The 15,317-nt window shown below is 37.8% G+C and carries 14 protein-coding genes; 10 read left to right on the forward strand and 4 right to left on the reverse strand.

The features are described from left to right. Positions 1–45 precede the first annotated feature (45 nt). The 6 genes from dnaA to gyrA all read left to right on the forward strand — a co-directional run bounded on the left by dnaA (position 46) and on the right by gyrA (position 9,126). Positions 46–1,392 carry a chromosomal replication initiator protein DnaA gene (dnaA, locus tag LEGAS_RS00005; RefSeq protein ID WP_010391580.1) on the forward strand — a complete coding sequence of 449 codons (1,347 nt, stop codon included), beginning with the start codon at positions 46–48 and terminating at the stop codon, positions 1,390–1,392. Positions 1,393–1,590: 198 nt separating this feature from the next. Then, positions 1,591–2,724 carry a DNA polymerase III subunit beta gene (gene dnaN, locus LEGAS_RS00010; RefSeq protein ID WP_010391578.1) on the forward strand — a complete coding sequence of 378 codons (1,134 nt, stop codon included), beginning with the start codon at positions 1,591–1,593 and terminating at the stop codon, positions 2,722–2,724. Between the two features lie 140 nt (positions 2,725–2,864). Then, complete coding sequence (yaaA, locus tag LEGAS_RS00015) at positions 2,865–3,326, forward strand: S4 domain-containing protein YaaA (RefSeq protein WP_010391577.1); 462 nt, start codon at positions 2,865–2,867, stop codon at positions 3,324–3,326. Next, positions 3,308–4,435 (forward strand): DNA replication/repair protein RecF, encoded by a 1,128-nt coding sequence (recF, locus tag LEGAS_RS00020; RefSeq protein ID WP_013231071.1) that lies wholly within the window; start codon positions 3,308–3,310, stop codon positions 4,433–4,435. The genes yaaA and recF overlap by 19 nt, the downstream gene beginning before the upstream one ends. 25 nt (positions 4,436–4,460) lie before the next feature. Beyond that, positions 4,461–6,470: a DNA topoisomerase (ATP-hydrolyzing) subunit B gene (gene gyrB, locus LEGAS_RS00025; protein ID WP_013231072.1), complete on the forward strand. Its 2,010-nt coding sequence runs from the start codon at positions 4,461–4,463 to the stop codon at positions 6,468–6,470. A gap of 100 nt (positions 6,471–6,570) precedes the next feature. Further along, a complete protein-coding gene (gene gyrA / locus LEGAS_RS00030) occupies positions 6,571–9,126 on the forward strand; it encodes a DNA gyrase subunit A (protein WP_013231073.1) in 2,556 nt (851 codons plus the stop codon). A 194-nt stretch (positions 9,127–9,320) separates the two neighbouring features. Here the strand turns inward: gyrA and LEGAS_RS00035 are convergent, their stop codons facing one another. Genes LEGAS_RS00035 through LEGAS_RS00050 form a run of 4 tightly spaced genes read right to left on the reverse strand, consistent with a single transcriptional unit; the run spans position 9,321 to position 11,521 of the window. After that, positions 9,321–9,584 carry a PspC domain-containing protein gene (locus tag LEGAS_RS00035; protein ID WP_013231074.1) on the reverse strand — a complete coding sequence of 88 codons (264 nt, stop codon included), beginning with the start codon at positions 9,582–9,584 and terminating at the stop codon, positions 9,321–9,323. Positions 9,585–9,596: 12 nt separating this feature from the next. Continuing rightward, positions 9,597–9,791, reverse strand: a complete 195-nt coding sequence (locus LEGAS_RS00040) for a hypothetical protein (RefSeq protein ID WP_010015478.1) — start codon at positions 9,789–9,791, stop codon at positions 9,597–9,599. A gap of 39 nt (positions 9,792–9,830) precedes the next feature. Further along, entirely contained in the window at positions 9,831–11,174 is a 1,344-nt protein-coding gene (locus tag LEGAS_RS00045) for a DUF4097 family beta strand repeat-containing protein (protein ID WP_013231075.1), read from the reverse strand. Further along, positions 11,171–11,521, reverse strand: coding sequence for a PadR family transcriptional regulator (locus LEGAS_RS00050; RefSeq protein WP_010382496.1), 351 nt, complete (start codon positions 11,519–11,521; stop codon positions 11,171–11,173). The genes LEGAS_RS00045 and LEGAS_RS00050 overlap by 4 nt, the downstream gene beginning before the upstream one ends. A gap of 348 nt (positions 11,522–11,869) precedes the next feature. On the opposite strand from LEGAS_RS00050, the gene LEGAS_RS00055 reads away from it, so the two are divergent. The 4 genes from LEGAS_RS00055 to LEGAS_RS00070 are packed head-to-tail and all read left to right on the forward strand — an operon-like array spanning position 11,870 to position 15,304. Beyond that, complete coding sequence (locus LEGAS_RS00055; protein WP_010382498.1) at positions 11,870–12,370, forward strand: MFS transporter; 501 nt, start codon at positions 11,870–11,872, stop codon at positions 12,368–12,370. A gap of 40 nt (positions 12,371–12,410) precedes the next feature. Further along, positions 12,411–13,454, forward strand: a complete 1,044-nt coding sequence (locus tag LEGAS_RS00060) for an efflux RND transporter periplasmic adaptor subunit (protein WP_013231076.1) — start codon at positions 12,411–12,413, stop codon at positions 13,452–13,454. Beyond that, a complete protein-coding gene (locus LEGAS_RS00065) occupies positions 13,447–14,136 on the forward strand; it encodes an ABC transporter ATP-binding protein (protein ID WP_010382500.1) in 690 nt (229 codons plus the stop codon). Before LEGAS_RS00060 ends, LEGAS_RS00065 begins: the two co-directional genes overlap by 8 nt. Beyond that, positions 14,123–15,304 (forward strand): ABC transporter permease, encoded by a 1,182-nt coding sequence (locus LEGAS_RS00070; protein ID WP_010015485.1) that lies wholly within the window; start codon positions 14,123–14,125, stop codon positions 15,302–15,304. Before LEGAS_RS00065 ends, LEGAS_RS00070 begins: the two co-directional genes overlap by 14 nt. Positions 15,305–15,317 lie beyond the last annotated feature (13 nt).

Genomic DNA, 15,317 nt, shown 5'->3' on the forward strand with positions numbered 1-15,317 from the left:
TTGCCGTTATTTTTAAAGTACACCGAATTTATAGGAGAGATTTTTGTGACAAAACCCATAACAAAAGAAGAATTATGGAATCAGGTAAAAGCTAAGTTCTATCAAGAAATTGGTCCTGTTTCCTTTGATACCTATATAGAGCCCCTTGTACCAGTTACTTTAACAGAATCAAGCATTATTCTAGAAGTTCCCGTTGATGAAAGCAGTGATATCATTGACAATTGGAACAAATCGTATGCTATGAGCTTTGTACAGTATGCCATGGAAATTGCTGAAGGGTTCATCAAGCCTGAACTTCGTATTGCCGAAGCCATACAAAAATCCACGCTTATTCAAACAGAAAATCTAACGTTTACACGCGAATCAGATTTAAATGAGAATTTTACGTTTGATAAATTTGTTGTTGGTACTGGTAACGAAAATGCTTACGCGATTGCACGTGCTGTAGCTGAAGATCCAGGTCGTGTCTATAATCCATATTTAATTTACGGTGGTGTTGGCCTTGGTAAAACGCATTTAATGCAAGCCATTGGTAATGCTTACTCAAAAACAACACCATCGGCTCGCATTAAATATGCGACGGCAGAAGATTTTTTAAATGATTTTACTGAATCTTTGCGTGCTGGAGAGGGTGCAACAGCGGTATTTAAAAAAGAATATCGTACAGTAGACCTGTTGTTGATTGATGATATCCAATTCTGGTCGGGTAAAGAAAAAGTTCAAGAAGAATTCTTCAATACCTTTAATGTTTTAACCAAAACAGGTAAACAAATCATCATGACATCAGACAAATTACCAACAGAAATTGTTGATCTGCAGTCTCGTCTGACATCACGTTTTGAGGCCGGTATCTCAATGGATATTCAAAAACCAGATTTGCCAACTCGTGTAGCTATCCTCAAAAATTTAGCAGAAACTGACAATTTAGAGATTCCTAATGACGTCTTAGAGTTAATTGCTGATAAAATTGATTCCAATATTCGTACACTTGAAGGTACATTCCATCGTTTTGAAGCAATGTTACGCTATCGTAATAAACCAGCCACTAAAGAAACCGCCCAAAAAATATTGGGTGATTTAAATATCAATCAAGGCTTTAAAATCACTGTTGAACGCATTCAACAGGTTGTAGCTGACTACTACATGCAAACGATTGATGATCTCAAAAGTACGAGTCGTAAAAAAGACCTCGTAACCGCACGACATGTTGCTATGTACTTAACCAGAACGCTAACAAACGAGAGTCTGCCAGACATTGGGCGATCGTTTGGTGGCCGGGATCATTCATCCGTTCTACACGCAACCAATAAGATTACCGAAAAAGCTGAGTCTGATGCGCGAACAAAAGAAATGCTTGAAGCACTAACAGATGAGATAAAAAATGGGAAATAGGGTAAATACCACTTGTGGATAAGACATGATAAAGTAGCTGTTTTTCCCACAGCATTGTGAACAAGTTTAAATGTTTACTACGTTATGACCAGGCAGTTATCCCCAACTTAAACACCCCTTATTATTACTACTAGATCTTTTATTTAAAATATTTAAAAACAAGGCTACGCATATTGCTAAAATCAAAGGAGCATAATTATGCAATTCTCAATTAATCGTCAAGCTTTTATCAAGGCATTAAATGATGTCTCTCGTGCAATTTCATCTCGTACAACAATTCCAATTTTGACAAATATCAAAATTGTCTTGACCCAAGAAGAATTAATTTTAACAGGATCAAATAGTGACATTTCAATTGAAACGCGTATTGATCAATCAGATACTGGGGCCCAATTAATTATTAAACAACCAGGTGGTATCACATTACTAGCGACATTCTTTTCAAACATCGTTAAAAATTTACCTGCTGACGATATGACCTTATCTGTTGATGGGGTTCGTGCTAGTATCACATCTGGTGCTTCTGATTTTACAATTAATGGTCAGGATGTTCATAACTATCCACAATTACCAGAAATGGATGATGTTCAAAGTTTGAGTGTTTCAGCAGCACAACTTGTTGATATTATTTCGCAAACAAAAATCTCTGCTTCAACACAAGAAAGTCGTCCCATTTTAACTGGTATCCACCTAGCTTTGAATGGGAATGATGTTAAAGCTGTGACAACTGATTCACATCGCTTATCGCAACGAATTGTAACTTTAACAGGTACTGATGCGCATGTTAAAGCGGATGTGATTATGCCAGCTAAATCGTTTAACGAATTACAAAGTTTGTTAGAAGGGCAAGATCGAGTTGAAATCAAGTTAGCAGCAAACCAAGCGGTATTTGATTTAGGTAATACTACGTTTTATTCAAGATTATTAGAAGGAAACTATCCAGAAACAGATCGCTTAATTCCAACAGAAAGTACAACACAGCTTACGATTGAAGCAAGTGCTTTACTAGGTGCAATTAATCGTGCCAGTCTATTGAGTCATGAAAGCCGAAATAACGTTGTTCAACTCACACTGAAAAATGGCGTGGTAACACTGATTGGCACATCACAAGAAGTAGGTCGTGTACAAGAAGAATTGGTGACCAAATCTGTAGAGGGGGAAGATTTGGAGATTTCATTTAATCCAGATTATGTTCGTGATGCGCTACGCGTGTTTAATGGTAAATCTGTTGATATCAAATTTACCAGTAATTTGCGCCCGTTCACATTGACACCAGCTGGTGAAACAGATGATAAGCAATTACAGTTGATTACACCAGTCCGCACGTTTTAATTCCTAACGGGCGTTTTGAATAAATTTGATAACAAACAAACATTTATCCTTAAAACGGTCTAAAATCGCTTAAAAACGATTTTAGACCGTTTTTTTAAGAATAAGCTGCAAAAAAATGGTACAATACAAGAGTAACTAATATGACGAAAAATATAAAAATCACAACTGAATACATCACACTCACACAATTACTAAAAGAAGAGAATATTATTTCTTCTGGTGGTCAGGCAAAGTACTATCTAATGGATTTTCCAGTCTTACTAAATGGCGAGACTGAAAATCGACGTGGTAAAAAACTATATAATCACGATGAGATTACTGTGGACGGCGAGAACTATGTTATTTCATTGGCAGATAATGCTGATGAGATGATTGCAGCAGCACAAGAAGAAAAAGCTGAACGTGCTGCTGCTGCAAAAAAAACCGTGCGTAATGACCGAATTAAAGCGCAAAAAGCTGCTGTCGCTAAAGAACGTAAAGAGGCGCGATTTGCTGAATTACGTAAGAAAAATGGGACACGTGCAGGTGGGTTTGGTCGATCCAATCAAGGTGGTCGTGGTACAGGACCAAAAGGACCTAGTTCTTGGAACTCCAATCGCTAAGACTGGTTAATTACCGTAATTATACTGACCTAACGCTAAATTTTAGTGATGGTGTGAATGTTTTTTTGGGTGAAAATGCACAAGGTAAGACAAATTTACTAGAAAGTATTTACGTTTTAGCTTTGGCACGCTCGCATCGAACAAGTAGTGATAAAGATTTAATTCGTTGGCAGGAAAAAGAAGCCACAATTAGTGGTCGAGTTAAGAAAAGCATTAGTGACACACCGTTATCTTTGCACTTTTCGAATAAAGGCAAAAAAGCGCGTGTGAACCATTTGGAACAATCTAAATTATCACAATACATTGGCCAATTAAATGTTATTTTATTTGCACCCGAGGACTTAGAGTTAGTTAAAGGTGCACCGAGTGTGCGACGGCGGTTCATTGATATGGAATTTGGACAGATGAATCCCTTATATTTGTACAATACAACGCAGTATCGTCGCATATTAAAGGAACGTAACGCGTACTTAAAGCGATTGCAAATGAAACAAACAACGGACACAATTTTTTTAGATGTTTTGACAGAACAATTAGTTGATATTGGATCGCAAGTACTTTTGGCACGTCAAACATTTTTGGAAAGATTAGAAGTTGCAGCGCAACCCATTCATGCTGAAATTTCAAATAAACGTGAAACTTTAACTTTGAGATATCAAACAAGTCTTGATTTTGAAAAAGAAACTGATTTAGCAACGATTAAATTAGTTTTTGAACAAACCTTAAAAAAGCAACAATCACGTGAAATCATGCAAGGATCAACATTAGTTGGTCCACATCGCGATGATATTCAGTTTATTGTTAATGATAATGATGTCGCTGTTTTTGGCTCACAAGGTCAACAAAGAACAACTGCGCTTGCAATTAAGTTAGCTGAAATAGATCTCATGCAACAAGAAACAGGTGAATATCCAATCTTGTTACTCGATGATGTTTTAAGCGAGCTTGATGCTAATCGGCAAACACATCTTTTGTTAGCGATTCAAGATAAGGTACAAACGTTCATTACAGCACCAACGTTAAGTGATGTTGCACGGCAATTAATTCATGCGCCAAGAGTGTTTCACGTGAAACAAGGTGAAATTGTGTTAGAAGAACAAGTTGAGTGACCAACAAGTACATAAAGGATTTAATATGTCTGAAGAAATAAATAATGAATTAGAAAATATAGATGGTATTGTCACTGATGATGTTGAAATTCGTCAAGCCAGTACCGTAAATGCCAGTGCTGGGGACTATAATGCAGATCAAATCCAAGTTTTAGAAGGGTTAGAAGCTGTTCGTAAACGCCCAGGCATGTATATTGGCACAACTACTGCACAAGGTTTGCATCATTTGGTATGGGAAATTGTTGACAATGGGATTGATGAAGCCTTAGCCGGATTTGCCTCTCATATTACAGTAACAATTGAAAAAGATAACTCAATTACCGTAACTGATGATGGGCGTGGTATTCCAGTAGATATCCAAACTAAAACGGGAAAATCTGCACTTGAAACAGTCTTTACTGTATTACATGCTGGTGGTAAATTTGGTGGTGGCGGCTATAAAGTTTCTGGCGGATTACATGGTGTTGGTGCGTCAGTCGTTAATGCGTTATCAACTAATCTAGATGTTAGAGTTATTCGTGATAATCAAGTATATTATATGGACTTCAAATTAGGTCGTGTGAATACAAGTATTGTCAAATTGGATGAGAAACCAACAATTGATCGTGGCACAATTGTGCATTTTAACCCTGATAGCGATATATTCCGTGAAACAACAACTTTTAATTACAATACTTTATTAACACGTGTAAGAGAATTGGCATTTTTAAATAAAGGCTTACGCATTTCTATTACAGATAACCGCTTAGAAGTGCCTGCAACAGAGAGCTTTCACTTTGAAGGTGGCATAAAAGAGTACGTTGGATACTTGAATTCTGAAAAGACAGTTATCTTTCCTGAACCTGTTTATGTTGAAGGTGAAGAAAATGGGATTGTCGTGGAGGCAGCATTACAGTACACAACGGATATTAAGGATAGTTTGCGTACATTTGCAAATAACATCAACACCTATGAAGGTGGGACACACGAAACAGGATTTAAAACAGCCTTGACACGTGTGATTAACGATTATGGTCGTAAAAATGGCCAATTAAAGGACAATGCTGAAAGTTTAACCGGAGAAGATGTGCGTGAAGGGGTGACAGCGATTGTATCAATCAAACATCCGGATCCGCAGTTTGAAGGTCAAACTAAAACAAAATTAGGGAACTCAGATGCGCGACAGGCAACAGATCGCATGTTTTCAGAGACCTTTAGTCGCTTTATGATGGAAAACCCAATAGTTGCCAAACAAATTGTTGACAAGGGAATTTTGGCGCAAAAAGCACGTTTAGCTGCTAAACGTGCACGCGAAATGACACGTAAGCAATCTGGTCTGGAAATTGGTAATTTACCAGGTAAATTGGCAGATAACACGTCAAATGATCCAGCAATTTCAGAATTGTTTATTGTCGAGGGCGATTCTGCCGGTGGCTCTGCTAAGCAGGGGCGCAATCGTGTCACACAAGCTATTTTACCAATTCGTGGTAAAATTTTGAACGTTGAAAAGGCGACATTAGACAGAGTATTAGGAAATGAAGAAATTCGATCATTGTTTACCGCAATGGGCACGGGATTTGGTGATGATTTTAACGTTGAAAAAGCGAATTATCACAAAGTTATTATCATGACTGATGCCGATGTCGATGGTGCACATATTCGTACATTATTGCTGACACTCTTTTATCGTTATATGCGGCCATTAGTTGATGCCGGATATATCTACATTGCACAACCACCTTTGTATGGCGTAGCATTAGGTAATTCAAAGACACGTGAGTACTTGGATACTGATGAAGAACTTGAAGCCTACTTGACGCAATTACCATCAAATATTAAACCGAAAGTGCAACGTTATAAGGGACTAGGTGAGATGGATTTCGATCAGCTTGCTGATACAACAATGGATCCAATAAATCGTCGCTTATTGCGTGTTGATCCTTCTGATGCGGAGGCAGCTGATAGTATTTTTGATATGTTAATGGGTGATGATGTCGCACCACGTCGCGAATTCATTGAAGAAAACGCTGTGTTCGTAGAAAACTTAGATATTTAAAAAAGTGTGCTATAGGTCATGATGCTGGTATTGCAAAAAAGCACTCGAAACTGCCAGTTGGCAGTACATAACTTCAAAATTACGCTATAAGGAGTAAAAAATGTCTGAACAAAATGATTCGCGCATTCATAATGCGAATTTGTCAGAACAAATGAAAACATCGTTTTTGTCATACGCTATGTCTGTTATTGTGGCGCGTGCATTGCCTGATGTTCGCGATGGCATGAAACCTGTTCATCGTCGTATTTTATACTCAATGATTGAGCAAGGAAATACACCTGATAAGCCACATAAGAAATCTGCACGTATTGTTGGCGATGTCATGGGAAAGTATCATCCGCATGGTGATTCAGCAATTTATGAATCAATGGTCCGTATGGCTCAACCTTTTTCATATCGACATATGCTTGTTGATGGCCATGGTAACTTTGGTTCTGTCGATGGTGACAGTGCTGCTGCTATGCGTTATACTGAGGCGCGTTTGTCAAAGGTTGCCATGGAAATGGTCCGTGATTTAAACAAGGATACAGTTAATTTCATACCCAACTATGATGGTGAAGAACGCGAGCCTGAAGTCTTGCCAGCACGTTTCCCTAACTTGTTAGTTAACGGTGCAACTGGCATTGCGGTTGGGATGGCAACAAACATTCCAACGCATAACTTGGCTGAAGTTATTTCGGCGCTGCATATTCTGATGAATAACCCGGAAGCAACAACCATGGACTTAATGGAGGCACTTCCTGGACCAGACTTTCCAACCGGTGGAATCGTGATGGGGAAATCAGGTATTCGCCGTGCTTATGAAACTGGTCGTGGACGAGTTACCGTTCGTGCAAAAGTAGATATTGAGCAAACAAAAACAGGTAAAGAACAAATTATTGTCACAGAATTACCTTATGCTGTCAATAAGGCCCGTTTGATAGAGCGCATTTCAGAATTAGCCCGTGATAAGCGTATTGAGGGTATCACAGGAATCCGTGATGAGTCTGATCGTGACGGTTTACGTGTTTCAATAGATGTGCGACGTGATGCCTCTGCTAGTGTTATTTTAAACAATTTATATAAAGAGACATTATTACAAACAAACTTTAGTTTTAATATGTTGGCCATTAATGGTGGCAAACCACAGACAATGAGCCTCAAAGAAATCTTAGTTGCTTATCTAATTCATCAACGCGAAGTTATTCGTCGCCGTACAGCTTTTGATTTACAAAAAGCACAAGCACGCGCGCATATCCTTGAAGGTTTACGCATTGCTTTAGATCATATTGATGAAATTATCAGTATTATTCGTTCATCAGCAACTTCAGAAGAAGCTAAAACACGTTTGATTGATGGCTATTTGCTATCTGATAAGCAAGCACAAGCCATTTTGGACATGCGATTAGTCCGTTTAACTGGTTTGGAACGTGATAAAATTGAAGACGAATATCAAAAGTTGGTTGCGTTAATTACTGATTTGAAAGATATTTTGGCACATGAAGAACGTGTTGACCAAATCATTTATGATGAACTCTTAGAAATTCAAACAAAATTCGGGGATGCACGTCGTACAGAATTACAAGTCGGCGATGTGACTAATTTGGAAGATGAAGATTTAATCGAAGAAGAAGATGTTATTGTCACTTTGACACGTAATGGTTATATCAAACGCGTCCCACAGGCTGAATTTAAAGCGCAAAATCGTGGTGGACGTGGTGTGCAAGGTATTAATGTCAACGATGAGGACTTTGTTGATCAAATGATTGCCACATCAACGCATGACACCTTACTATTCTTTACAAACAAAGGTAAAGTTTACCGCATGAAAGGTTATGAAGTACCTGAATATGGCCGTCAGGCTAAGGGTATTCCAGTTGTTAACTTACTTAAATTTGAAGGTGATGAAAAAATACAAACAGTTATTAATGTTCGTGGTGAAGCTGGCGAAAGCAAGGATTATTTATTCTTTGTCACACGTCTCGGTGTTGTTAAGCGAACAGCTGTAAGTGAATTTTCAAATATTCGTACGAATGGTTTGAAAGCATTAACATTACGTGATGATGATGAAGTGTTATCTGTTCAAATTACAGACGGTACGCAAAGTATAATGATTGCTACCAAAGATGGCTATTCTGTCAGATTTACGGAAGAAGATGTTCGTATCATGGGACGTGCTGCAGCTGGTGTTCGTGGTATTCGATTACGTGATGGTGATTTAGTTATTGGATCAGATGTTGTGAGCTTAAACGATAATGTTTTGGTGATTACAGAAAAAGGTTACGGTAAGCAAACACCGGTCAGTGAATATCCAATTAAAGGTCGCGGTGGTAAAGGCATTAAAACAGCCAATATCACTGAAAAAAATGGTACTTTGGCTGGTATGATAATCGTTCACGGTGATGAGGATATTATGGTTACCACAACGCAAGGGGTGATGATTCGATTTACTACTGAATCTGTCAGTCAAACTGGACGTGCAACATTAGGTGTCCGCTTGATTCGTTTGGAAGATGGTGCTAAAGTAGCAACACTAGCAAAAGTCGAGCACGAAGAGAGCCTTGTTGTTGATGCAAAAGAAGATGTTTCACGTGAAACACCTTTGGATAATCAGCAAATTGAACAAGTAACAGAATTATTAGACCGCGCAAAATCTGATGAAACAAATGCAGATTAATAGGCATTACTAAGTTAATATATACTTGTTACTTTATAATAAAAACTCGATGGCTATATTAGCCATCGAGTTTTTATTATGATAGACCCTTTTTATGAGTAAACAGGGATGCAAGGTAACCAAACATAGCGTGCCTCCTTAATCTTTATGATACTATATGATACGAAAAGACGTGCAATGTTGCTTATGAATTATTAAGGTCGGTCGTCATTGTCTGGTGTGACATCTTTACGCGAATCTGTTGAATAGTAATTCGTTTTTTTTGGCGCATCAGGTATGATAATCCAAGCTAAAATATAAACTAAAATACCAGGAAATGCTACTGAGAAAAATGAGATCAGTACAAATATAATACGTAACCAAGTGGCATTCCAACCAAAATAATCAGCTACGCCTCCCATAACACCCGCAATCATACGATTGTTACGTGAACGTGTAAATGTTTTCTTTTTTGTCATGATTAATACTCCTTATTTAATAATGTGTTGTAGTGTGTCGGCAATGTAGTAACCAACTGAAATCCAGCTGAGAAGTGCATGCCAAAGCGTTGAAAACCAGTCATGAGATGTTGCAAATTCAATACCAGCAGCAAGCATGAGACCAACGCCATATGCTTGTATACCATGTGACGGGTGGCTATGATGATAATATTCTTTTATGGACATATGAGTTCCTTTCGATTAGGTAAAGAGAATAGGAGTACCTTAATACACCTTAATTGTACCAGAATTGACGTTAGCATCAATCGTAAATTTAGGGTTAGTGCCGTAAAATCCGCGTTTATAGTTTGTCGTATTTTTGTCAAAATGAATATTTTCATCACGTTCAATTGTAACCATACCGCTGTTAGAAGATAGGTCAAAATTAAAATGCTGTGTTGCCGGCGCGGTGACACGAATTGAACTGGAGTGAGCATGTAATTTTAGATCATCAGTTAATTCGGTTATACGCAAACGTAATGAACCAGAATTAGCACTAAATTGGCCACCGCCAACAAAATTGTCGACTTGAACGGATCCAGATGTCGCACTGATTTTGGCGTGAGATATTGCGGCGTTTAGAAGCTTGACACTACCAGATTGATCAAATATTTCGGCTTTTTCAAAGGTGAGTCCGTCTGCTTTTACTGCGCCTGAATGTACTTCCCAAGCGGCAGTAGTAGCTTTAATTTGTTGCCCGTTAAAGCTACCAGAGTGAATGACTAGATTAAACGTACCGAGAGTTAAATGTTGTGCAGTGACACGGCCACTGTGGTTAATACTTGTTATATAACCGGTATCAAAGTTTTTTGGAAAGCCGATATTAATTAAAGTTCTTACGTGAAATAATAGGGGATGATCACCTTGTGATACTAAGACACGATCATCATTTTCTTCAATCCGGGCAAAATATCGCGCATTATCGCGATTAAAGTATTCGTCGACGGTTATGAGATCTGTCTTATCATTGGTATAAAAATTAACAGTGGCATCTCTATAATCGAACACGAATTGTTTATCACTGGTAGGAATTTGGGCATTATGATGAGCAGCAGCCCAGGTTGGTGCAGAAGCATTTTCTTCGTTTTCATCAAAGTGCGATTGATTTATATTGCTGTCATCATCGAACTTGTAATATTTTTTTCCAACACGCGCACCATCATGATCGACATGTAACCAATCACCAAATTGGACTTTATCATGTTTGCCATCAATCACAATGTCATCGCCTAAACGAACACCACGACCATCAATATGTAAGTTACCAACATGGAAACCATCATCTGAAATATCAATAAAGGGTGCTTTTTTTGGTTCATCATCATGGTTTGCACCATTTGTTTTGTCTGTCTGACTTAAATCACGAAGGACAATATCAATGTCACCTAATTGTGCAAATGCATCATCAAGTGCCTCGTCGTGGGATTTGTCCTGTTTAGCAAAATCTTGGTAAGCTTCCATTAAGTCGGCAACAAGTTCTTCTTTAAATTCGGTGAGTTGTGTGTTTGGGGTGTATTTTGAGAAAATAACGTCCAAACGTGTCCGTATTTCCATTTCGATTGATGTCATAGTGATGCTCCTTCATTAATATTGCCAGTAATCAAATTGCTGATAATGTCCTTAGCAAATTCCCATTCCTGTAAGGCACTTGCAAGGTGTTGTTGACCAGACGTCGTGATTTTATAATATTTTCGACGTGCGCCTTGTGTTTCGTCACCCCAATAGCTTGTGATATCATCACCTTTTTCTAAACGCCGAAAAGCAGTGTACAATGTCGCTTCGTTGAGATCATATTGCTGGTTGCTCAATAGGCGAATCGACTTGGCCACTTGATAGCCATAGGAATCACCTTGGTTAAGAATATTTAATATAATCGTGTCAGTATGCCCACGAATAAGATCTTTTGAAATAGCCATTTTATCACCTTTCTATAAGTTTCAATTATATCATAAAACAAATTACTGTGTTTGTCAAAGTAATTTGGTTTATGATATAAAAAAACCATCTTTTCAGATGGTTTTTACGTTAGAACTTGATTAACATATTTTTAAGTAATTAACGCATGATGTCTTGGATCACTTTATTAATAATCACATAGCTAAAATTCGCAATTACATTCTTAACGGAAAATAAAATACTTAAATTTTGCATATAAAATCACAATATACAATTTTTCATGACAAAATAGGTATAAATTCATAACAATCATTGCTATACTATTACTATTGGTGTTTTGATGAACGCATTACAAAGGAGAAAAGGAAATGAGTAAAAAGAACAAAGTAATGATTGCTATTGTAGCAACATTGGTTATCATGGGTATTGGGGTCATGACAGCCCTTAGTATAACAGATGTTAATGGTGTTAAGATCGATGGAAAAGCAGCACAGATGATGTTGATCACAGTGACTGTATCTGGTATTGTCGGAGTGATTGTTGGCGCACTGTTTAATAAATTATTTATCTGGTTGTCACAACTGGGACAAGAAGAAAAGCAATCCGTTTCATTTTTAACATCGTGGTATGCGACAGCAATTAGTCAGATACCATTTGCTATTATAAATATCTTTTTAGTGACCGTACTGAGCTTATATAAGTCAGGAAATACAGTTGCTGCAATTATTAGTGGTGTTGTTAATGCATTGATTTATACATTCATTTTACGTCAAGAAAAGGTTATCACAAAGCGCACACAAATTATTTATCTTGTGATTATGATCGTATTGATCATTGTAATGAGTGCAGTACCTATGTTGATGAAATAAATAATCACACACTGAATTCAGAAGTATTGAGGGGAGTAGTATGAAACGACGAACTAAAGTAACCTTAATTGTCACGAGTTGCGTTGTAGCTGTTGGTCTATTGGCAGCTACTGGGGTGACAACGTATCATAAAATGACACACAAATCCGGTGCAACCGTCAAAACAGGTTATCAATCCTATACGGTGACCACTTCACCTGCTTTATCAATGTCAGGGAAAGTAGCTGCTAGCAAAACGCAAATGCTAAATACACCAACTGGTAAGCTACAACAAATTAATGTTAATAACGGTCAATCTGTTAAAAGCGGGGATATTTTGTTAACTGTAACGAACACGGATATGCAAGAAGCAATTGACAATCAAAACGATGTGATTGCTAAGTCAAATCGTGCGATTAATGGTGCGACAAGTGCACTAAGAAATGCACAACAGAGCTATAACCAAGCAGATCCGGAAGCTAAATCTGCACTAAAAGATGGTGTAACGCAAGCACAACAAGCGGTTACTGATGCAAATACAGATGCACAAGATGCACAAAATAAGCTTGTTGATTTACAAAATAAACTGAATGTCAATTTAACGGCACCTTTTGATGGGATTGTTTCAGTGGATGATAATACAAAAGATGGTTTGCCTGCTTTAACAATGAACACTACTGAAAAGGTGTTGCAAGCAACAGTGTCAGAGTATGATTATAATAAGGTTCACAGTGGGGATAAAGTTACTGTTAGTGGTATTGATGGTACACCAAACCAAACAACAGCCATTGATAAAATTGAACAAATACCAGCAGAAAAAAGTAAAGGAACCACCTATTATCCATTTTCTGCTCATGTGAACGAAAACTTTTTATACGGACAAAGTGTGAAAGTGAAAGTGCCACAAAACGATCTTAAGGTGCCAAGTACTGCTGTTTATAAAGGCAATATCTATAAAATAATTGATGGTAAAGCTAGTCGGGTTAACGCTGACGTTACTAAAACAGGGACAAGTTATATTGTTAAGTCAGGCGTCGCTAAGGATGAGAAGGTTGTCCTTAATCCAGATAGTCATTTAAAAAATGGTGAAGCAATCAATGATTAATTTATCAGCGATTAGTAAAAGTTATCGTCAAGGTAATGATGATTATCAAGTGTTACATGACATTAATTTGCGCATTCAAGCTGGTGAATTTGTGGCGATTATGGGGCCGTCTGGGTCAGGTAAATCAACTTTAATTAATATTATTGGGTTTTTGGATCAACATTTTGATGGTGGTTATACATTTAATGATGTGGTTGTGAGTGAACTAAACCGTAAGCAACATGCGCAATTGCGTAATCAATCCGTTGGGTTTATATTTCAAAATTTCAAGCTCATTACAAACCAAAGTGTTGGTGAAAACGTTGGCTTACCGCTATTGTATGCTGGTATGAAGCGTCGAGATATTGTAGCGCGTGTTAATGAAGTCTTATCACAAGTGGGATTACCTGGTAGTTATCATAAATTGCCAAAAAATCTTTCTGGTGGGCAACAGCAGCGCGTGGCGATTGCTCGCTCGATTGTGACAAAACCAAAATTTTTAGTGGCAGATGAGCCAACTGGTGCGTTGGATTCAGTTACTTCTGCAGAAATTATTGCGTTGTTTAAAGATTTGAATGATAATGGCACAACGGTTATTATGGTTACCCATGATGAACATGTTGCACGTGAAACAAATCGATTGATTAAAATATTAGATGGCCGAATACAAAGTGATGAGGAGGTGCAACATGCAAATACGTGAATTATTTGTGAGTGCTTTTCGATCACTATTATCTAACAAACGTCGTAGTATATTGACTATGATTGGCATTATTATTGGTATTGCTTCCGTGATCACCATTTTAGCACTGGGAGATGGCGCTCGTGTGGCGATGATGAAAAATTTGCAGGCTAGTAGCAGTGGTCAACAATCGACTGAAATTACTTTTGCGCCAAAAGATGAGAGCAAAGTGGCTGGTTTCAGCGATGATGATTTGAATCGCATACGTGAAAATAATAAAGTCAGTCATGTTAGTGTACAATCAGATGATCATGGCATTTTATCAACTGAAGGGTTAGTCAATGGTAAAACAATATCGCCAGTTGTTTATTTAAGTCAAAGTGCTAATAATGATCATTTAATTTCAGGTCATGGTATTAGTAAAAGAGATAGCCTGGTTAGCAATCCAGTAGCCTTAGTGAGTCAATCCATGGCCAAAAGAGGGTATCAAAGTGCAAATAATGCGTTGAATGCTGGTATTGAATTAAATGGCACGACATACACAATTGTTGGTATCATTAGTAATGATGCCATGCGTGGGAGTTATAATAACTATGATGTCGTTGTGCCACGCCAAGTGTTTGAGGCGAACAATGCCAACATTTCGGCCAACACATTGAAATTAACATTTGCTGCTGGGGTGAATGTCTCTAAAGAAACCCAGAAAATTACGGATCAATTGAATAGTACGGGTTCACAACATAACGCCGGGAATTATCAATTTTATGATATGGCTGCCATGTTGAAGGGTGTTAGTGCCGTGATTAAGGGTATCACGTACTTCATTGTTGCTGTGGCAGGAATTTCGTTGTTTATTGCTGGTATTGGTGTGATGAACATGATGTATATTGCTGTGAGTGAGCGTACTCAAGAAATTGGTATTCGTATGGCAGTGGGGGCTTCTCAGCAACAAATTTTATGGCAATTTTTGATAGAGGCAGTGATGTTAACTTTGAGTGGGGGTATGATTGGTTATCTTGCTGGTCTAGGAATTGCCATGGGCGTTTCTGCTTTCTTACCATTTAAAGCTAGCGTGTCTATATCCACATTCTTGTTAGCATTTGGCACATCAACCATTGTTGGCTTAGTGTTTGGTATATTACCAGCTAAAACAGCAAGTAATAAGAATTTGATTGATATTTTGAGATAACGACAGGTGGGCA

It is taken from the genome of Leuconostoc gasicomitatum LMG 18811 (genome assembly GCF_000196855.1).
Lineage (GTDB): Bacteria > Bacillota > Bacilli > Lactobacillales > Lactobacillaceae > Leuconostoc > Leuconostoc gasicomitatum.